This is a genomic window from Rhodovulum bhavnagarense (genome assembly GCF_004343505.1).
GTDB classification, from domain to species: domain Bacteria; phylum Pseudomonadota; class Alphaproteobacteria; order Rhodobacterales; family Rhodobacteraceae; genus Rhodovulum; species Rhodovulum bhavnagarense.
Map to the genome: position 1 here is coordinate 118,739 of NZ_SLXU01000005.1, position 17,789 is coordinate 136,527.

At 62.9% G+C, this 17,789-nt stretch carries 26 protein-coding genes; 22 read left to right on the top strand and 4 right to left on the bottom strand.

Annotation, left to right across the window (positions count from 1 at the left end; genetic code table 11):
* Nucleotides 1–24: 24 nt before the first annotated feature.
* From EV663_RS07575 to EV663_RS07600, 6 genes are all read left to right on the top strand, one after another.
* On the top strand, nucleotides 25–810 hold the full coding sequence (locus tag EV663_RS07575) for an ABC transporter ATP-binding protein (RefSeq protein ID WP_132951192.1): 786 nt from the start codon (nucleotides 25–27) through the stop codon (nucleotides 808–810).
* A 114-nt stretch (nucleotides 811–924) separates the two neighbouring features.
* Nucleotides 925–1,635, top strand: coding sequence for an ABC transporter ATP-binding protein (locus tag EV663_RS07580; RefSeq protein WP_132951193.1), 711 nt, complete (start codon nucleotides 925–927; stop codon nucleotides 1,633–1,635).
* 1 nt (nucleotide 1,636) lies between these two features.
* A complete protein-coding gene (locus tag EV663_RS07585; RefSeq protein WP_132951194.1) occupies nucleotides 1,637–2,053 on the top strand; it encodes a hypothetical protein in 417 nt (138 codons plus the stop codon).
* Nucleotides 2,053–3,063 carry a branched-chain amino acid ABC transporter permease gene (locus EV663_RS07590; RefSeq protein ID WP_132951195.1) on the top strand — a complete coding sequence of 337 codons (1,011 nt, stop codon included), beginning with the start codon at nucleotides 2,053–2,055 and terminating at the stop codon, nucleotides 3,061–3,063. Before EV663_RS07585 ends, EV663_RS07590 begins: the two co-directional genes overlap by 1 nt.
* On the top strand, nucleotides 3,060–4,358 hold the full coding sequence (locus tag EV663_RS07595) for a branched-chain amino acid ABC transporter permease (protein WP_132951196.1): 1,299 nt from the start codon (nucleotides 3,060–3,062) through the stop codon (nucleotides 4,356–4,358). The genes EV663_RS07590 and EV663_RS07595 overlap by 4 nt, the downstream gene beginning before the upstream one ends.
* A gap of 64 nt (nucleotides 4,359–4,422) precedes the next feature.
* A complete protein-coding gene (locus EV663_RS07600) occupies nucleotides 4,423–5,016 on the top strand; it encodes a nucleotidyltransferase family protein (protein WP_279432538.1) in 594 nt (197 codons plus the stop codon).
* Here EV663_RS07600 and EV663_RS07605 read toward each other — a convergent pair.
* Nucleotides 5,013–5,447 carry a hypothetical protein gene (locus EV663_RS07605; protein ID WP_132951198.1) on the bottom strand — a complete coding sequence of 145 codons (435 nt, stop codon included), beginning with the start codon at nucleotides 5,445–5,447 and terminating at the stop codon, nucleotides 5,013–5,015. The two genes, EV663_RS07600 and EV663_RS07605, sit on opposite strands and share 4 nt — an antisense overlap.
* Nucleotides 5,448–5,608: 161 nt before the next feature.
* On the bottom strand, nucleotides 5,609–8,779 hold the full coding sequence (locus tag EV663_RS07610) for a Hint domain-containing protein (RefSeq protein ID WP_132951199.1): 3,171 nt from the start codon (nucleotides 8,777–8,779) through the stop codon (nucleotides 5,609–5,611).
* A gap of 1,100 nt (nucleotides 8,780–9,879) precedes the next feature.
* Between EV663_RS07610 and EV663_RS16045 the strand changes: the two genes are divergently transcribed.
* The 12 genes from EV663_RS16045 (at nucleotide 9,880) to EV663_RS07670 (ending at nucleotide 15,202) form a co-directional block, all read left to right on the top strand.
* Nucleotides 9,880–10,206: a zinc ribbon domain-containing protein gene (locus tag EV663_RS16045; RefSeq protein ID WP_132951200.1), complete on the top strand. Its 327-nt coding sequence runs from the start codon at nucleotides 9,880–9,882 to the stop codon at nucleotides 10,204–10,206.
* Between the two features lie 15 nt (nucleotides 10,207–10,221).
* Nucleotides 10,222–10,434 (top strand): AbrB/MazE/SpoVT family DNA-binding domain-containing protein, encoded by a 213-nt coding sequence (locus EV663_RS07620; protein ID WP_132951201.1) that lies wholly within the window; start codon nucleotides 10,222–10,224, stop codon nucleotides 10,432–10,434.
* Complete coding sequence (locus tag EV663_RS07625) at nucleotides 10,434–10,814, top strand: type II toxin-antitoxin system VapC family toxin (protein ID WP_132951202.1); 381 nt, start codon at nucleotides 10,434–10,436, stop codon at nucleotides 10,812–10,814. The genes EV663_RS07620 and EV663_RS07625 overlap by 1 nt, the downstream gene beginning before the upstream one ends.
* A 161-nt stretch (nucleotides 10,815–10,975) precedes the next feature.
* On the top strand, nucleotides 10,976–11,308 hold the full coding sequence (locus EV663_RS07630) for a hypothetical protein (RefSeq protein WP_132951203.1): 333 nt from the start codon (nucleotides 10,976–10,978) through the stop codon (nucleotides 11,306–11,308).
* An 80-nt stretch (nucleotides 11,309–11,388) separates the two neighbouring features.
* Complete coding sequence (locus tag EV663_RS07635) at nucleotides 11,389–11,754, top strand: helix-turn-helix domain-containing protein (RefSeq protein ID WP_132951204.1); 366 nt, start codon at nucleotides 11,389–11,391, stop codon at nucleotides 11,752–11,754.
* A 3-nt stretch (nucleotides 11,755–11,757) separates the two neighbouring features.
* Nucleotides 11,758–13,065, top strand: coding sequence for a type II toxin-antitoxin system HipA family toxin (locus tag EV663_RS07640; protein WP_207904407.1), 1,308 nt, complete (start codon nucleotides 11,758–11,760; stop codon nucleotides 13,063–13,065).
* A 96-nt stretch (nucleotides 13,066–13,161) separates the two neighbouring features.
* Complete coding sequence (locus EV663_RS07645) at nucleotides 13,162–13,380, top strand: AbrB/MazE/SpoVT family DNA-binding domain-containing protein (protein ID WP_132951205.1); 219 nt, start codon at nucleotides 13,162–13,164, stop codon at nucleotides 13,378–13,380.
* A complete protein-coding gene (locus tag EV663_RS07650; protein ID WP_132951206.1) occupies nucleotides 13,377–13,823 on the top strand; it encodes a type II toxin-antitoxin system death-on-curing family toxin in 447 nt (148 codons plus the stop codon). The genes EV663_RS07645 and EV663_RS07650 overlap by 4 nt, the downstream gene beginning before the upstream one ends.
* Nucleotides 13,824–13,915: 92 nt before the next feature.
* A complete protein-coding gene (locus EV663_RS07655) occupies nucleotides 13,916–14,122 on the top strand; it encodes a transposase (RefSeq protein WP_132951207.1) in 207 nt (68 codons plus the stop codon).
* Nucleotides 14,123–14,251: 129 nt separating this feature from the next.
* Complete coding sequence (locus EV663_RS07660) at nucleotides 14,252–14,506, top strand: type II toxin-antitoxin system Phd/YefM family antitoxin (RefSeq protein WP_132951208.1); 255 nt, start codon at nucleotides 14,252–14,254, stop codon at nucleotides 14,504–14,506.
* Nucleotides 14,506–14,925, top strand: a complete 420-nt coding sequence (locus tag EV663_RS07665; protein ID WP_132951209.1) for a type II toxin-antitoxin system VapC family toxin — start codon at nucleotides 14,506–14,508, stop codon at nucleotides 14,923–14,925. Before EV663_RS07660 ends, EV663_RS07665 begins: the two co-directional genes overlap by 1 nt.
* Nucleotides 14,926–14,986: 61 nt before the next feature.
* Nucleotides 14,987–15,202: a hypothetical protein gene (locus EV663_RS07670; RefSeq protein ID WP_132951210.1), complete on the top strand. Its 216-nt coding sequence runs from the start codon at nucleotides 14,987–14,989 to the stop codon at nucleotides 15,200–15,202.
* Nucleotides 15,203–15,227: 25 nt separating this feature from the next.
* Here EV663_RS07670 and EV663_RS07675 read toward each other — a convergent pair whose 3' ends face one another.
* Both EV663_RS07675 and EV663_RS07680 read right to left on the bottom strand, forming a co-directional pair.
* Nucleotides 15,228–15,548 carry a type II toxin-antitoxin system RelE/ParE family toxin gene (locus EV663_RS07675; RefSeq protein WP_132951211.1) on the bottom strand — a complete coding sequence of 107 codons (321 nt, stop codon included), beginning with the start codon at nucleotides 15,546–15,548 and terminating at the stop codon, nucleotides 15,228–15,230.
* Nucleotides 15,535–15,780: a type II toxin-antitoxin system ParD family antitoxin gene (locus EV663_RS07680; protein WP_132951212.1), complete on the bottom strand. Its 246-nt coding sequence runs from the start codon at nucleotides 15,778–15,780 to the stop codon at nucleotides 15,535–15,537. The genes EV663_RS07675 and EV663_RS07680 overlap by 14 nt, the downstream gene beginning before the upstream one ends.
* A gap of 284 nt (nucleotides 15,781–16,064) precedes the next feature.
* Between EV663_RS07680 and EV663_RS07685 the strand changes: the two genes are divergently transcribed.
* The 4 genes from EV663_RS07685 (at nucleotide 16,065) to EV663_RS07700 (ending at nucleotide 17,783) form a co-directional block, all read left to right on the top strand.
* The gene (locus tag EV663_RS07685) at nucleotides 16,065–16,310 is read left to right on the top strand and encodes a type II toxin-antitoxin system CcdA family antitoxin (protein WP_132951213.1); all 246 of its coding nucleotides are present in this window, start codon (nucleotides 16,065–16,067) and stop codon (nucleotides 16,308–16,310) included.
* Entirely contained in the window at nucleotides 16,310–16,606 is a 297-nt protein-coding gene (locus tag EV663_RS07690; RefSeq protein WP_132951214.1) for a CcdB family protein, read from the top strand. Before EV663_RS07685 ends, EV663_RS07690 begins: the two co-directional genes overlap by 1 nt.
* A gap of 333 nt (nucleotides 16,607–16,939) precedes the next feature.
* Nucleotides 16,940–17,248: a type II toxin -antitoxin system TacA 1-like antitoxin gene (locus tag EV663_RS07695; RefSeq protein WP_132951215.1), complete on the top strand. Its 309-nt coding sequence runs from the start codon at nucleotides 16,940–16,942 to the stop codon at nucleotides 17,246–17,248.
* A complete protein-coding gene (locus EV663_RS07700; protein ID WP_132951216.1) occupies nucleotides 17,238–17,783 on the top strand; it encodes a GNAT family N-acetyltransferase in 546 nt (181 codons plus the stop codon). Before EV663_RS07695 ends, EV663_RS07700 begins: the two co-directional genes overlap by 11 nt.
* Nucleotides 17,784–17,789 lie beyond the last annotated feature (6 nt).

A 17,789-nucleotide genomic window follows, 5' to 3' on the forward strand; every position in this document is an offset into this window, starting at 1 on the left:
CGCCATGACGCAGGGGGCAGACGCGTGATCAGGGTAGACAGCCTTCACAAGCATTTCGGCGGCTTTCGCGCGGTCGACGGGGCCTCGATCGAGATCGAGACCGGGTCGATCACCGGGCTCATCGGTCCGAACGGCGCGGGAAAATCGACACTGTTCAACGTGATCGCGGGCGTCCTGCCGCCGACCAGCGGTACGGTCACCATGGATGGCGAGGACATCACCGGCCTGCCGCCGCATGAATTGTTCCACAAGGGGTTGCTCAGGACGTTCCAGATCGCCCACGAATTCTCGTCTATGACAGTGCGCGAGAATCTGATGATGGTACCCGCGCGCCAGACCGGCGAAAGGTTGTGGAATGCCTGGTTCAAGCGCGGGCGCGTGGCCGAGGAGGAACGCGCGCTGGCGCAGAAGGCCGACGAGGTTCTGGACTTTCTGACCATCGACCACCTGGCCGAGGAGAAGGCCGGCAACCTTTCGGGCGGGCAGAAAAAGCTGTTGGAGCTTGGCCGTACCATGATGGTCGATGCCAAGATCGTCTTTCTCGACGAGGTAGGTGCGGGCGTCAACCGTACGTTGCTGAACACCATAGGCGACGCGATCGTGCGGCTCAACCGCGAGCGTGGCTATACATTTTGCCTGATCGAGCATGACATGGATTTCATCGCGCGGCTATGTGATCCGGTCATCGTGATGGCCGAGGGCAAGGTGCTTGCCCAGGGGCCTGCCGATCACATCATGGAAAACGAGGCCGTAATCGAGGCCTACCTGGGCACCGGGCTGAAAAACAAGATCAAGGACGGCACCCAATGAGGGCGAATGAATTGGCGACGCTCTTTCCGAGAAACGCCCGGTCCGGTTTTTCTACGAAAAACCGCGCCTTCGGCGGGGGTATTTCGACCAAGAAGAAGCAGGAGATGCGCTGGCATGGCTGAGCCCTTCCTGATCGGGGACGGGATGACCGGGGGCTATGGTGCCGCCGATATCCTGCATGGTTGTAGCGTTGCCGTGGAACGGGGCGAGATCGCGGTGATCGTGGGCCCCAACGGGGCGGGCAAGTCTACAGCGATGAAGGCCGTATTCGGCATGCTGAACCTGCGTGGCGGCGCGGTTCGGCTGAATGGCGAGAATATTACCGCGCTGAGCCCGCAGGCACGTGTGGCCAAGGGGATGGCATTCGTGCCGCAAACCAACAACATCTTCACCTCTATGACGGTAGAGGAGAACCTGGAGATGGGGGCATTCTTGCGCCGCGACGATATCGCGGGCACGATCGAGGAGGTCTATCGTCTGTTCCCCATCCTGCGCGAGAAGCGCCGACAGGCGGCGGGCGAACTGTCGGGCGGCCAGCGCCAGCAGGTTGCCGTGGGCCGCGCGCTGATGACGCGTCCAAGCGTTCTGATGCTGGACGAGCCGACCGCAGGCGTCAGCCCGATCGTGATGGACGAGTTGTTCGACCGGATCATCGAGGTCGCGCGCACCGGGATCTCGATCCTCATGGTGGAACAGAACGCCCGGCAGGCGCTGGAAATCGCCGACAAGGGCTATGTCCTGGTGCAGGGGCGAAATGCCTACACCGATACCGGCAGGGCGCTGCTGGCCGATGCGGAGGTGCGTCGCACCTTCCTGGGGGGATGATATGCGCGTGGTATTGATGCTCTCGGTCTTGTGTGCCGGACCTGCCCAGGCAATGGAGCTGGATTGCGTGGCAAGGCTGGCTTGCGTAAGCAACCTGGAGGTCGGTGAGACCGAGTGCCAGAAGACGTCGATCGCCCATGGCCTGACAGTCGGGCGCGACACCGGTGACAAGGTCATCGTGAGTACGCCGGAGGGCGCGCAGTTTTACGAATTCCGCCGCCTGCCCGAGCGCGAAGGCCTGCGCGTGCAGGCCACTGGCGGCGGGCTTGAGGACGGTCAGGGTGCCGGAGCGCTGACAGTTTTCGACAGTCTCGATTTCATCGTGACGCGGCATAGCCAGGTAAGGCTGGACCCGGCTGACGACGCGGTGCGCACCATCGCCATCTCGATCCATGGCACCTGCGAGGAGACCCCCTGATGGAGCTGCTCAACGCTCTTGTGACACTCGCCAATTTCGTTCTGATCCCGGCCACGGCCTATGGCGCACAGCTCGCGCTCGGGGCGCTGGGCGTCACGCTGATCTATGGCATCCTGCGGTTTTCCAACTTCGCCCATGGCGACACGATGGCCTTTGGAACGATGGTGACCGTGCTGGGCACATGGTGGTTGCAGGCGCGCGGCATCGGGCTGGGCCCGTTGCCGACCGCGCTGTTGGCGCTGCCCCTCGGAATTGCGCTGACTGCCCTGTTGCTTTTGGGCACGGATCGGCTTGTCTACCGCTTCTACCGCGAACAGAGGGTCAAGCCGGTGATCCTGGTGATCGTGTCGATGGGGGTCATGTTCATTCTCAACGGCCTTGTCCGGTTCATCATCGGACCGGATGACCAGAGATTTGCCGATGGTGAGCGCTTCATCATCAGCGCGCGCGAGTTCAAGGCGATGACCGGGCTCGACGAGGGGCTTGCGATCCGTACCACGCAAGGATTGACGATCGTGACGGCGGTGATCGTGGTCGGGCTTTTATTCTGGTTCCTGTCACATACGCGCACCGGGAAATCCATGCGCGCCTTTTCCGACAACGAGGACCTCGCGCTGCTCTCGGGCATCAATCCAGAGAGGGTCGTCGCCATCACCTGGATCATCGTGGCCGCGCTTGCCACGATTGCGGGCGTTCTTTACGGGCTGGACAAGTCGTTCAAACCGTTCACGTATTTCCAACTTCTCTTGCCGATTTTTGCCGCTGCGATCGTGGGGGGCCTGGGCAATCCGCTGGGGGCGATCGCGGGCGGTTTCATCGTGGCCTATTCCGAGGTCACGATCACCTATGCCTGGAAGAAGGTTCTTGGCTATCTCGCGCCAGAAGGGCTTGCCCCCGACGGTCTGGTGCAACTGTTGTCGACCGATTACAAGTTCGCGGTCAGCTTCGTGATCCTTGTGATCGTGCTTCTGTTCCGCCCGACAGGCCTTTTCCGGGGGAAAGCGGTATGACGAAACGCGACGCGCTTTTGTTCCTTTTCGTGGGTGTGCTGATCCTTGGCACCGGCGTGGTGCAGAGCTGGAACTCGGCCTTGTTCATCCTGAATTACGGGCTGATTTCGGCGGTCATGGCGCTAGGGGTGAACATGCAGTGGGGCTATGCGGGCCTGTTCAACGTGGGCGTCATGGGCTTTACGGCATTGGGCGGCCTGGGCGCGGTTCTCGTGGCGATGCCGCCGGTGCGCGCGGCCTGGAGCGCGGGCGGCCTGGGGGTTCTGGGCGCACTGGCTCTTGGGCTTGCCGTCATCGTGGGGGCGATCTGGCTGTGGCGCACAATGCCGCGCGGGCGGCTGCGTGGGGTTGGACTCTTGGTCTGGCTTGTCGCGGGTTTTTTCCTTTACCGCGCGTTGTTCGATCCCGCCGTGCGGGCAATCGAAGCGGTTGATCCAGCCGCGACCGGCTATCTTGGCGGGCTGGGATTGCCGGTTCTGCTGGGCTGGCCCGTGGGCGCGGCGCTGGCCGCGGGCGCGGCCTGGATCATCGGCAAGACGGCACTGGGGCTGCGCTCTGATTACCTTGCCATCGCGACGCTGGGCATCGCGGAGATCGTGATCGCGATCCTCAAGAACGAGGACTGGCTGAGCCGGGGTGTGAAAAATGTCATCGGCGTGCCGCGCCCCGTTCCCTACGAGGTCGACCTGCAACAGAATGCCGACTTCCTGGCGCTTGCCGGACGGCTGGGCCTTGACCCGGTGACGGCTTCGACGATCGCGGTCAAGCTGGCATACGCCGGTCTCTTCGCCGCGATCCTGCTGATGCTCTTGTGGCTTGCGCAGAACGCGCTGCATTCACCCTGGGGCCGGATGATGCGCGCGATCCGCGATAACGAGACCGCAGCCGAAGCCATGGGCAAAGACGTGACGCGTCGGCATTTGCAGGTTTTCATCCTCGGCAGTGCGATCTGCGGCCTGGCCGGCGCGATGATGGTCACCTATGATAGCCAGCTTACGCCCTCTTCGTACCAGCCGCTGCGCTATACCTTTCTGATCTGGGTGATGGTGATCGTCGGCGGCTCGGGCAATAATTTCGGGGCTGTTCTGGGCGGTTTCCTGATCTGGTTCCTGTGGGTACAGGTCGAACCGATGGGCATGGCGCTAATGCAGGTGATCACCTCGGGCATGGCCGATGGGTCAGCGTTGAAGGCGCATCTTATGGATAGCGTGGCGCATATGCGGCTGTTGACCATGGGGGTAGTGCTGTTGCTGGTTCTGCGGTTCAATCCGCGCGGGCTGATCCCCGAACGCTGATAGACGCTGGAAGCAGGCATTACCCTGCGCTACGCTCGCGGCAATGGTTCAGTTCGTGATCCTCATGCCCGCGGCCGGGAGATCCTCCCGAATGGGGGGGCGCGACAAGCTGTTATTGGAGCTCGACGGCGTGCCCCTGCTGCACCGTCAGGCGGCCGCGGCGCTAAGCCTTGGCGCGCCGGTGCTGATCACCCTGCCGCGTGGCCGGGACCGGCGGCGAGGCAAGGCGCTTGGCGGGCTGAAGGGTCCGCTTTGGACCCGCGAAGTCGAGGGCGATGAAGGTATGGCAGCCTCGCTCCGCGCGGGTGCGTCATGGGCGCTGGGTCAAGGTGCGCGGGCGCTGATGGTCATGTTGCCCGATCTGCCGGGGATCGGTGCCCCCGAAATCGCCACACTGGCCCAGGCCTTTGCACAAGAGCCCGGCCGCTGTTTGCGGGCTACATCTCAAGACGGCGAGCCTGGCCATCCGGTGATCTTGCCGGCCCGACTGTTTACAGCTGTAGCGGACCTGCATGGGGATCAAGGGGCGCGAGCGCTTCTGGCCCGCGAATCCGTGCTCAGCCTGCCCCTGCCCGGCCGCGCCGCGGTAATGGACCTCGATACGCCCGATGCCTGGGCCGCATGGCAGACGCGCGACAACTCCACGCCGACGGTCTAGCCCAACGCACCCGCCACCCGCATCTGCCGCGCGTAAACATAAAAGCCTAACGAGACGGCACAGGCTGTCCCCATGAGAACCGGCCCGCCGATCCCGGTCAGTTCTGCCAATGAGGGCGCGGCAAAGCCGATCAGGTAGGTACCAAGCACGACCAACCCGAAGGCGGCAATCCCGAGAACCCAGGGTGCGATTCCCGAACGGAGGAACAATAGCACCGCTCCCAGGAGGCCGCCCCAGACCGCCGTGGCCCATGCGGCATCAGCCAGCGCGGGCAGCGCCGTGAAAAAGGCAGATTGCGGCTGGGTGAACAGCACCAGGTAAGGCGCGACATTGTATTGGGTCAGCAGGTAATCGGCCGCCCCGGCGAGGTGCCAGAGGGTGGCCAGGATTGCCACCGGCATCAGGTGCCAAGGTTCGCTGTTGTCGGGCATGGCCGATTCCTTCGCGGAGGACGGGAAACGGGGCCAACTTGCCGGGTCGCACCGCACCTGTCCAGCCGGTGCGACGTTATGGGCGGGGCCACGCATGCCCCCCGCGCGGCCCCGCGAGGGGATGCAGGGAGCCATCCCCCGCATCCGTGCTGCATTCGGTGTCAGAATTCGCTACCCAGAAGAACCGCCTCATGGCGTCTCAGCGTCCGGCGGGCGGCAACGTAATCGCGCAGCCCCTCTTCGGTCTGAAGTTCGGGGAACAATTCGAAGATCTCGCCGCGCTGCGCGTTGCCCATGCCTCCGAGCGTGTAATCGCCCGGCTGGAAACTTTCGGTCCATGCCCCGTCCGACAAAACCACCTCGTGCTGGTCGAACATGAAGTGAAGATAGCTCAGCGCCCTGGGCGCAACCCGCTGGATCGAACGGTTGTTGACCAGGTGCTTGGCCGCGACCAGAACCTCGCGTTCCTCGAAATAGAGCGCAGTGCGATCATTTGCGACCAGCACACGGTGCTGCGGGCTCACCAGCATATCGCGTTCCGGCAGGCCATGCCCCAGCGCCCCGGCCCGGATCAGAACCGGCATCAGGTGCTTGTCGTGCGCCAGCCTCTCGGACGAGACATTCGTGGTGCCGATCCAGCGGATTTCCTGGATGCCGTTGTCGCGGGTGATAACCTTGTCACCCTCGCGCAACTCTTCCACCGGCCGTTCCCCCTTGGGCGTCGCAATCAGCGTGCCGGGAGTGAAACAGGGAATGATTTCCTCGATATTGGTAAAGTTGATATTCGCATATTGCCCGCCCCCGTCCTGCAGGGTGATCTGGCCGTCCCAGCCCAACCCGTCAGGATCGCCATCGGGATTCTTGACAAGATGCGTGATTGTCCAGCCGCCAGATATGAGGGCGGAAAGGTTGAGGGTGTCCCAGTCCACCCCGGTATTGCCACCATGAACGGTCGTGTTGGTCGACCCTCCCGGCATCCCCACGGAATCGATGTAGAAGATGTCGCGATCCGCCCCGCCGGAAAGAACGTCGTTATCCCCCCCACCATGAATGGTGTCATCGCCATCGCCGCCTTCGATCGTGTCCGATCCGGCGCCCGAATAGATCACATCGGCACCTTCGCCGCCATCGACGTAATCGTCATCGATCCCCGCGTCGATGGTGTCATTGCCCGCACCACCATAGATCGTGTCGTCGTCATCCTGACCGTAGATCAGGTCATTCCCGTCGCCCCCGTCGATCAGGTCACGACCGTTATCCGGAACGAGGTCGGTGTTGTCGGGGATGTTCAGGCTATCTGGATAGGCAGGGTCGAGCCCGCCGTAAATCGTATCGTCACCTGCACCGCCCGCGATCGTGTCGGAACCTTCGCCGCCGATGATGCTGTCATCTCCCGCGCCGCCATGGATTTCATCGGCATCGACACCAGCATCGATCGTGTCATTGCCCGTGCCGCCGTAAATCGTGTCAGCATCGTCACCGGTGGTGATGAGGTCATTTCCATCACCACCATCGACGTAATCGCGGTCATCCTCGGGATCGGTGTCGGCATCGAACAAGCCGGGATAGCCCAAATCGGGGCTCTGTGAGGTCAGGCCCGAACCGGCGTGGATCGTGTCGTTTCCGCCACCGCCATAAATCACGTCCGCGCCGTCACCGCCGATCAGGCTGTCATCGCCCTCTGTCAAGATGTCGGCCGGGTTTTCCAGATCGAAATGGGCGTTGTTCAGGCTACCGCCTGCACCCTCGATCGCGACAGTGAAAACCGGATCGTCGTAATCCTGATCCCCCAGGCCGTTGATATCCTCGAAGCCAAGCGTGACCGATCCGTCCGGGTTCTCGCTATAGCCGGCGGTGTGCAACAAGCCGTCGGGGTTCAAACCGAGATTCGTGCCATGCGCGGCGGTGTGGAATATTTCGCCCGACAAGGCGGTTTGCGTGCCATCCTCGGCCACGAAGACCAGGCTAGGGTTCGGCGTGTCCAGCGTCGCCGGATTGCCGCTGGCATCCAGGAAAAGGAAACTCCCTTCGCCCAGCGCGGCGTAATCGTTCAGGTCATAGCCATCGGCGATGAGAAATACACCCACCTGCGCCCCCGGCCCGGTAACGTATGTATAGCTGTCGCCCTGGGTCAGGTTGCCGCCCGAACCGATCGCCGAGGTATTCTCGAAGGCGATCTCGACATTGGTAATCGCACCGGTATCAGGGTCGATGGTGTAGACCCCCATCGTGTTCAGATACCCGGCATCCTCACTCTCGAACGTGATCGTGGCTATGGTTGGTGCATTGCCGCCATCGCCGAAAATCGTGTCATTTCCGGCCTGACCGTCCAGGATGTCGGCGCCACTACCACCATAGATCAGGTCATCGCCGGTGCCGCCCTCGACCTCGTCGATGCCAGTGCCGGCATAGACCTCGTCGTCGCCTTCCCCCGCGAGAACCGTATCGTTACCGTCGCCGGCCAGCACGATGTCGTCATCAGGCGCTTCGCCGGGCAGGATCGCATCGCCCGCGTCGATCATGTCCTCTTCGGGATCGCCGGTATAGGCCGCATCGATCAGGTCATCGCCCGCGGTCCCCTCGACAAAGCCATCCCCGGCTGCAACCGGCTGATCGTAAACGGCGACGAATGCGATCTTGCCGTCGAAATGGTCGTCATACTTGCCGTCATCCACCTCGCGGGCGCCGAAGGTGAAATTCTCGTCGTCATTATCGCCGATATCGAGGGTCAGGCCGGTGACCGTGTCATCGCTCAGCATCGCGGTCTGGCCGGTGGTCGCGTTTAGCACGATCAGCGTCGCCCCGCCATCGGCGTCCCAGCTATAAGTGACGGTAACCTCGTCGCCCATCGCGTAGAAACCGTCTTGCGTGCTGAGCGTGACCGAGGCGCCTGCCGCGTAATGTTCGACCATCACCGCGCCCGACGCAGTGGTGGAAAGACCGAAATAGCCCTCGTCATACCGGTCGGCATATTCGCCGCGGTTGACCAGCGTGCCGCCCTCAAGCTGCGTGCCACCGCATTTGCTATAGCTTCCATCTGCGATGAAACGGGTCTGGATCGTCCCCGCGCTCAGGTCGAAGGGGGTATCCTTGCCATCGACATCGACCCTGTCGTTATAGCCGTCCAGCGTCAGCCAGCCGCCATAATCGTTCGCGCCATTTTCATAGGTGCCGTTCTGGGCCACCCCGTCGTCAAGCCCGGTATCCCTGGCGTAATACGAGCACCCGTCGTCGAATTCCCACAGCCCGATCACATTTCCCGCAAAGCTGGAGGTATCGGCCGTCGCGTTCGCCGTCTCGGTCGGCGTCGAGTCGTCGCAATCGTAGGTCATCGTTCCCTCCATCCGCATCATTGCCCCGGGCGGCAGGCACAACTGGCCGGGACTGGTCCGTTTCGTACCTCCCGAAAGGCGAAACGGCGCGGCATTGCCGGTCCGTCTGATCCCTTCCAGCCCCCGAGTGATGATGTGTTGGCACTGGATGGCGCGCACAGGGGCCCGGCAAACAGGCGTCAAACCCGTTTGCACCCCGATACCGGATTGCTTCCTCCGCAAGGGCGGCGAAGCTTCCGATTCGTGCGGCCACCCCCATGGCCAGCAGTCAGCACCCCCCAGTTGGGCAGGCTTAGTTCTATCCGCTGATTTACACCAAACAAAGCGAATTTTGGCTCCAATGGGCCCAATTTGTGTCGCGAACACGCCTCAAATAACCCATACGGGTAAATCATGCCCCGATCATTGTTTCCCGATCTGGGGCGTCGACCAATGCCAGCCTGCGCCAATACGCCTTTCAACATTGGGTTTCCGGCGCATCACCTTCATCAGGTGGCCAAAATCCAGATCGGATTGTGTCAGTTGAGAGAACAACAAATGTGGCGTGACTTGGGCAACCTGAGGGCGGGCAGAGGCGGGCTCTCAAGACGAGTTTCCGGGCATCAATTTGCCAATTTCGCACGAACTGGCAGCATTTGGGAAACGCTTTGGTTGAAGGGCACGCAACCTTGGCGAATCGTGCGCGGTCAAGAACACGAACGGTTTGCGGGAAAAAAGATGACCTGGTGCCCGAGGCGAGACTCGAACTCGCACGGCATTGCTACCGGCGGATTTTGAATCCGCTGGGGAATTCTGCAGATCATGGACTTAGCTGAATCCATTCACACAGACAAAGCGAGAACAGATGGTGAAAGAGTGAATCCACCTATTGGCAACTGTGAACCCCGCATTCGGAGATCAGGGAACTCACAGACCAGCGGACGGGACGGGCCATGACCGGCTCGGCGCGCGGCACTGCCGATGCCCCGGGCCGGAACGTCGCCGCCAAGGCCGGTCTTAACCGATCGATCCTTGATGCGGCCCCGACCGCATTCCTGAACATGCTCCGGTACAAAGCGGTGGTGGCTGGTGCAGAGTTCCTCGAGGCGCCGAGACGGTAGTTGAAGCCGTCGCAGCGCTGCCCGGCCTGCGGGCGGCTGCGGCAGAAAAAACTGTCGGAGCGTCGCCATGAGTGTGATTGCGGCTGCAGCTTGGGAAGAGACCTGGCCGCGGCGCGCGCGCTGTTGCAATGGGGGCTTGAGCAAGAGTGCCGATTGCAACAGCACGTGGTTGAAATGACAACTCCGGCCGGGACGGTCGGGGATCAGGCTGCCGCCTGCCCCCCCTCCAATCGACTGGATTGTTGGGCGAGGTTCATCTGTTTTGTCGCCATAGCTCAGGCTCCTTGCGTCCGCCACGCGGGCGTCTTACGTTTGGGGTATCGATGATATGAAAGTATGATCATGGCTGAGACAGCGACCTTGTCCTCAAAGTTCCAGATATCGATCCCCAAGGCGATCCGGGCTGCCCATCACTGGGAGGCCGGACTCACCTTCGCGTTCATCCCGAAGGGCACAGGCGTATTGCTGGTCCCGATCCCGGAGAAGCAGAGCCTCAGGGGGCTCGCGAAAGGCGCCAGCCCCGAAGACTTCCGGGATCGGTCGGATCGCGCCTGATGATCCTTGTCGACACCTCAGCCTGGGTCGAATGGCTGATCGACTCCAGAACTGGAGCCAAGGTTGCCGAGCATCTGCCGGAACAAGCCGAGTGGCTCGTGCCGACCATGGTCCAGCTTGAGCTTTCCAAATGGCTGACGCGCGAGGTCGGCGAGGAGAAGGCGGACCAGGTGATTGCCTTTACCCAGGTCTGCCATGTGTTGCCGCTCGACACCGAGATTGCGCTGGCGGCGGCAGAAGCCTGCCGCGCGCACAAGCTTGCCACCGCGGACGCCATCATCTTCGCAACCGCCCGCGCACAGGGCGCGATGCTTCTAACCTGTGACGCACATTTCGAGGGGCTGCCCGGCGTCACCCTGATCGAGAAGATCAAGAACTGAAAGGCAGCGTCGAGATGCGTCCTGCGGCGCGGGGCGCCTGTCTTGCGTTGCCGTTGTCCGCGATGCAGGCATGCGACACCCGGTCCGGAAAACGGGCGCACAGCTTGCCAGGGCCCGTTTTCGGCAGAAAATCCCATTGAAGGTTTTCGAAGGAGGATCCCATGGACCAGGCCGGGACCAACCTGATGATCCGCCAGGCGCTGGCGCGCCACCAGGCCGCGCTTGACGGCTGGGTGCGCCAGGTGCGCTTTGCCAGGACGGCGGGCGAGGCGTTCCGGGCCGCCGCCCGCCAGCCTATTCCGCCTTCGCTCATCGCGAGCCTGCGCGTGCTTCACGGAAATCCCGGCCGGCGCGCGCGTGCGGAGGTCGAGGCAGCCCTGGCTGGCTGGGTCGAGAAATTGCCGGCCGACGATCCGCATCTGCCCGAGCTGATGCGCGCGGTGCGCGGGCATTTCCCGGAGATCCACCGAAAGCTCGAGGCGCTTCGCCGGTGATGATCCCCGCGGATTGTGATTTTCGCTAAAGTCCTATATCTAGGACGGAGAGATTGTTGCAGTCCATCAAGAGGGACTTTATGAAGAGCTTGAACGTAGAGAGAGCACTCCACTCCCTGGGATCGGACCTGCGCACGGCTCGGATCCGGCGACGCATGTCGGTCGATGACCTGGCGCAGCGCGCAGGCATGAACCGGAAAACCCTCATGCGTCTCGAGAAGGGGGATGAAGGTGTCTCGATCGGCGCCCTGGGGCGGGTCCTGCTGATCCTGGGGGAGGAAAAGCGGCTGGCAGATCTCCTGGATCCCGCCAAGGACGAAACGGGCCTGCTGCTCGACCAGGAACGGCTTCCCTCCCGCGTGAGATCCCGGCGCGATCCGATCGCGCAGGAACAGCTGGTCGATGATTTTCCGGAAGACGACGACGGTTACGGGATGGGGTTCTGAGCCATGGCCAAGACATCCAGGATCGTGAACGTGACGATCGGCGCCCGGAACATGAAGGTCGGCACGCTTCGCTTCGAGTCCGACGGACGGCGCCAATCGAGCGCCTTCGAGTACGACCCCGCCTGGCTCTCGTTCGAGGGTGGTTTCGATATCTCGCCATCCTTGCCGCGGCAGCCGGGCCCCTTCTTCTCCTCCGGAACGCGCGACAACCCGCGCGCCGCCTTGCCCGGCGTGATCTCCGATGCCACTCCGGATAGCTGGGGGCGCAGCCTGATGCGCTCCGCGCTTGGCAATGGTCTCACGGAGTTCGACTACCTGACCCTGTCCGATGACCGTACCCGTCAGGGCGCCTTGCGCTACCTCGACGAGGACGGCCGCCAGATGGCGGATCCGGACCGGCCGCTTGCCCGCAGGACATTGCCCCTGGAGCGGCTGCGCGCGCTTGCGCTGGCCTATGACCGCGATCCGGCCCGGGCGGAAGCGGAGGCGACGGAGCTGACGGGGGCGGTCGGCTCCCTGGGCGGCGCGCGACCGAAGGCCAACGTGATTGCAGAGGACGGCCTCTTCATTGCGAAATTCACGTCGGAGCGGGACGGCAAGCCGATCGAGCAGATCGAGGTCGCCACCCTCAACCTGGCGCGAGATGCCGGCCTGCGCGCGTCGGCGGCGCAGCTGGCGCTCGGCAATACCCGGCATCCGGTGGCCCTGATCCGCCGCTTCGATCGCCGCGGCGATCGCCGGATCCCCTACATGTCGGCCCGGACCGCCCTGGGTGGCGCCGAGAGCGGGACCTATGACGAGATGGCCGAGGTCATCCGCCGGATATCGAAGGACCCGCGTGCCGACCTCGAGGAGCTTTTCGGACGGATCGCGTTCACCATCCTGGTGGCCAACACAGACGATCACCTGAAAAACCACGGCTTCCTCTACCTCGGGGACAACCGTTGGGGGCTTGCGCCCGCCTTCGACATCAACCCGCAGCCCGATCGCCAGCGCAGCCTGGAGACGCCGATTTCCGAGCTGAGCGGCCACGACGCTTCCATCGAGGCCCTGATCGAGGCAGCGCCCTTTTTCGATCTTGGCGAGACCGATGGCATTCGCATTGCCGGACGGATCGGCGCCGTGATCCGGGATCACTGGCGCGGACGACTGGAAGAGCAAAAGGTGAGCGGCGCCCAGGCGCGGCTCTACGAGCCCGCCTTCCTCAACCCCGAGATGAAGCTCCTGGAGAAGATCGTGGAGGGCCGCTTCAGGAAGGCCGAGGCACCGCCCCGATCCGACCAGTCGCCCGGTGGGCCGGGAATGCCTTGAGAGAGGGGGCAGTTATTCGCATCCGGCCTTGCGCGCGCCGCGGAGCGTGATACATAGTGTAACACATCTTCATGACCGCAGCCCGGAGGAACCCCCATGCCCCAGATCCGTAAAGTCGGCAATTCGCTCGGCGTGACGATGTCGCGTGAAACCCTGGCCAAGGCCAACCTGGGGGAAGGGGACGAGGTCATCCTGACGCCCGTCCAGGACGGGATCCTGGTTTCCGCGGCCAGTTCGGCACAGGCGCGCATGCTTGCGGCCGCCATGGCCGACATGGATGCGCGGCCCGACACTTACCGAAAGCTGGCCGAATGAACCTGCCCGACAAGGCCACGCTGCTCGTCTTGCACGATGCCCAGATCCGCCGCTTCGGCGGTGCGCCGGGCCTGCGCGACGAGGGGCTGCTCGACAGCGCGATCGGGCGCACGCAGACGGCGATCGGTTACACGGAGATGGACCCGATCGAGGCCGGCGCCATGCTGTGCCATGCGATCCTCAAGAACCACGCCTTCATCGATGGCAACAAGCGGACCGCCTACGGCTCGCTGGTCATGACCCTGGCCGGCAATGGCTACCGCCTGGAAGCCAGCGACATGGAAATTGCGGAGATGATCATCGCGGCCGCGGCCTCCTCGGAGGGGCATGAGGCGATCGATGCCTGGGTGCGTGCCCGGGTGACGCCGGATCAGACCTACGGAATCCTGCATGCAAGAGATTGCGAGGAAAGCGCGCCCGCGGACGATCTGCCGGAGCCTTGATGCCAAGGTAAGCGGGGCTTTGTCCTCACCTTCCTGTGATTTTCCGGTTCTGCGGGTCCGTTCCTGTTGGATGACAGGGATGGATTTTCTCCATGGAGACTGTGACGGAGTTTCTCAGGTCACTTGGCGTGGTGATCTACGAGGACGGTCGGCGGCGCTGCCCGGATGAGGTGAAGGCGCGGGTTGTGGCGGAGACGCTACTGCCGGGGGCCACGGTGAATGCCGTTGCCGCAAAGTATGAGCTTCGGGCGAACCACGTTTCGGAATGGCGGCGTCGCCACCCGGGCGTTTCGGCGTGAGCGCCATATCAGGCGCTTCTGTATCGCCTGTCTCCAACTCCACCGAGCCGGAAGCCACCGCCAAATTGACTCCTGCGTGCAATGTAGTTATATAACTACAACACGAACGCGCGCAGAAAGAGGTACGTGATGGGCATGACGACGATCAGCAGCCGGGAGTTCAACCAGGACGCCAGTGGCGCGAAGCGAGCGGCTCTGGAGGGGCCTGTCTTCATCACCGACCGAGGACGGCCTGCGCATGTGCTGCTGAGCATTGAAGCCTATCAGCGGCTCACGGGGCGGCAGGAAAGCATCCTGGACCTGTTGGCCGATCCAGAGGCTGCGGATGTCGAGTTCACGCCTGGTCGCGCCGAGATCCTCACGCGCCCAGTCGATCTGAGCTGATGCTCATTCTCGACACGAATGTCGTCTCCGAGTTGCGCAAGGCGAAGGCCGGGAAGGCAGATGCCAATGTGGTGGCTTGGGCAGCGGCGCAGGACCCTGCCGCGCTGTACCTCTCCGCCATCACGCTCCTTGAGTTGGAGATGGGCGTCAAGCTCGCGGAGCGGCGCGACAGCGCCCAGGGTGCGATCTTGAGGAACTGGGTGACCAGCAAGGTACTCCCGGCCTTTGAGGGTCGCGTGCTGCCCGTGGACGGCCCCGTCGCGCTCTGCTGCGCTGGCTTGCATGTCCCGGACCCCAGAAGCGACCGGGACGCCCTGATCGCCGCCACGGGGATTGTTCACGCCATGCCCATCGTCACCCGCAATGTCGCGGACTTCGAGGGAACCGGCGTGAAGGTCATCAATCCATGGGAAGGCTGACCACCCGGCTGGCCGGGCCGTGATCCGGGACAATTGGCGCGGAAGGCTGGAAGAGCAAAAGGTGAGCGGCGCCCAGGCGCGGCCTTATGAGCTCGCCTTCCTCAACCCCGAGATGGAGGTCCTGGAGATGATCATCGCGGCCGCGGCCTCCTCGGAGGGGTATGAGGCGATCGATGCCTGGGTGCGCGCCCGGGTGGCGCCGGACCAGACCTACGGAATCCTGCATGCAAGAGATTGCGAAGAAAGCCCGCCCGAGGACGGCCTGCCGGAGCCCTGATGCCAAGCCTTCCGCGCGGGGATCTTCATTGATCCACCGCCCTCAGGATCGCTTGCCAGTCCTGCCCTGCACCAAGGATACGCAAGATGACGAGGCGACCTTCCTCGATCCGGTAGATGATCAGATGCTCAGCGCTTGGTTGGATGCGGACAGGCGGATCGAACTCCGGACGTTCGCGCGCCATCTCCGGCATGAAGAGCAACCGGTCGAAGGTATCTTCCAGGATGTCGGTATAGCGGTCGGCCTGCACCATCGACCACCGCTTCGCCGTGTAAAGCCAGATGTCTTCCAGGTCGTTCCGGGCGGCCGGTGTCAGCCGGTAGGCGGTCAGACTACTTGCGGGCATGCTGCTCCCGCATCCGCGCCTTGAACGCCTTGAAATCGAAGGGCTCGGGCGCGCCGCTCTTCACACCCTCGTCAATCGCGCCCTGCAAAGCCTCGATCGCCTGTGCGCGCTCCTGGTCACGACGAATGAGGTGGCGCACATAATCGCTCGTATTGCTGAAGCTGCCGTCCTTCAGCCGCGTTTCAACCCAGGCCTTCATCGGATCGGGCAGAGACACATTCATCGTTGCCATGGGTCATCCTTCTTCATCCGAAAATCGTATCACACGCTGACAAGGAATGTCAAAATCACTGGCAAGATTTGCCATATTGTGGGTCGACAGGAAGCGTCGTGATTGCAGAATGCCGGGCCCCAAAGACGGGGGACGCGGAAGCCCACGGCCAGGGTGGCGTCGAGGTTGTCGCGCAGGGTTCTGCGGGACTTCCCGCCGGCGGCAGTTGTCAGGTATTCCTTGACAAGTGTCTCTTGATGTGAACATTTTGGATGTGTATTATTCGTGTGTTCCGCGAGGGTTCCATGCCGCAAGCCACGTCTGAAAAGCAGCGCACGAATGTCACTCTCACCGCGGCCAACTTGGTTGCCGCGCGAGAATTGGGCCTGAATGTCTCGGCCATCAGCGATGCCGCGCTTGCCGCGGCCGTTCGCAAGGCGAAAGCAGACGCCTGGGCCGAGGAAAATGCCGGCGCAATCGCAGAGCGGCGCGCCTGGATAGAGGCGAATGGGACGCCCTTGGCTGATCTTCGGGTATTGAAGATCGACTGATGGCGCAGTTCCAGGTTTTTCGCATTGCCGGCGGCAGGCTTGTGCTCGATTTTCAGACGGATCTGATCGAGACCGGCACGCGGGTTGTGGCGCCGCTCGTACCGTCGGAGACCGGCCCGACGGCCATCGGGCGCCTTGAGCCGGCCTTCAGGATCGATGGTTCGGCCTACGTCCTGCACACGGCCGAGATGGCCGCAATTCCATCGGCGCTACTCCAGGGGGAACCAATCGCAGACCTTTCCGAGTTCGATCGCGAGATCCGCGGCGCCCTCGATATGGTGTTTTCCGGCTTCTGATCGCTTCGTGCATCCGGTCGCGCCGAGGATCCGGAAAATGAGCGAGGAGCTGAATGCGAATGGTCGCCCGGGTATCAGGCTTTGCGCCGGGCAGGATCCCGCGGTCTGATCTACCCTTCGGTCCGGGCTCCGGCGCCATTCCGGAGACCTGCCCGGTCAGGCCAGGTCGTCCTTGCGGAATAGCGACGGAAAGCTATTCAAGTTTGGCGCCGCATGCCTTAATAATGGGTTATGGTTATTAAAGGCTCGAACGATGACGATGGCCCCGACCAATAATGATCGTTGACATGTACGGCGTTTTGCCGTACATGAAAAACTCTAAGGAGGCTGGCCATGTTCGCCATCGAGACTGTGAGCCCGACCCCGGGCAAGATGGAAGCGCGCAAGGAATTGCGCCTGCACCGCGCAGATGAAGAGCGCATCAAGGCCGCTGCTGCTGCAACCGGCCTGCAGGAAGCTGACTTCATTCGCCAAGCGGCCCTTCTGCGCGCACAGGAGGTGGAACAACGCATGTCCCTCTCTGTCTTGCCTGTCGAGGCATTCGATGCATTCAAGGCAGCCGTTGAGGCGCCCGGTCAGGTCGTGCCCGGGTTGGCTCGTGCCTCGGAAGCGTCGAAGGGCCTTCTGAAGGATGCCGGCTGAGACCGCGGCGGACGCGCCCGCTCTGACGATCGCGAAATTCGACAAGGCGCCGCACGACCGCAGCGCCTTCTCTTGTGGCTTTGGCCCCATCGACAACTTCCTGAAGTCGTCGCTCTCGGACCGGATCAAGACCGGAATGGTCGCTGCGTGGATTGCCACAGCCGGCGACGATCCTGCCGTGCTGGGCTTTTACACTCTCGGCGCAATGGCCGTCCGAGCGGATCTCGGCCCCAAGAAGTGGCAACGCGCCGGAATTCCAGACATCCCTGTCATCTACATTCGAGCGGTTGCGGTGCGTGAAGACATGCAGGGCAAAGGGCTCGGAACCGCCCTCGTCGTGGACGCCATGCGGCGCTGCCTCGGGATCGCCGATCAGATGGGCGCTGCGGCCATCGTCCTCGATGTGCTCAAGGACGATCATTTGAGACGTCGCTGGAAATTCTACGAAGAGCTCGGCTTCCGGCCGCTCGGCGACCCGGAGAACCCGCAGCGCGTCTTCATTCCGATGGCTGACGTGCGCGCGACGCTGGGCTGAAAAGCC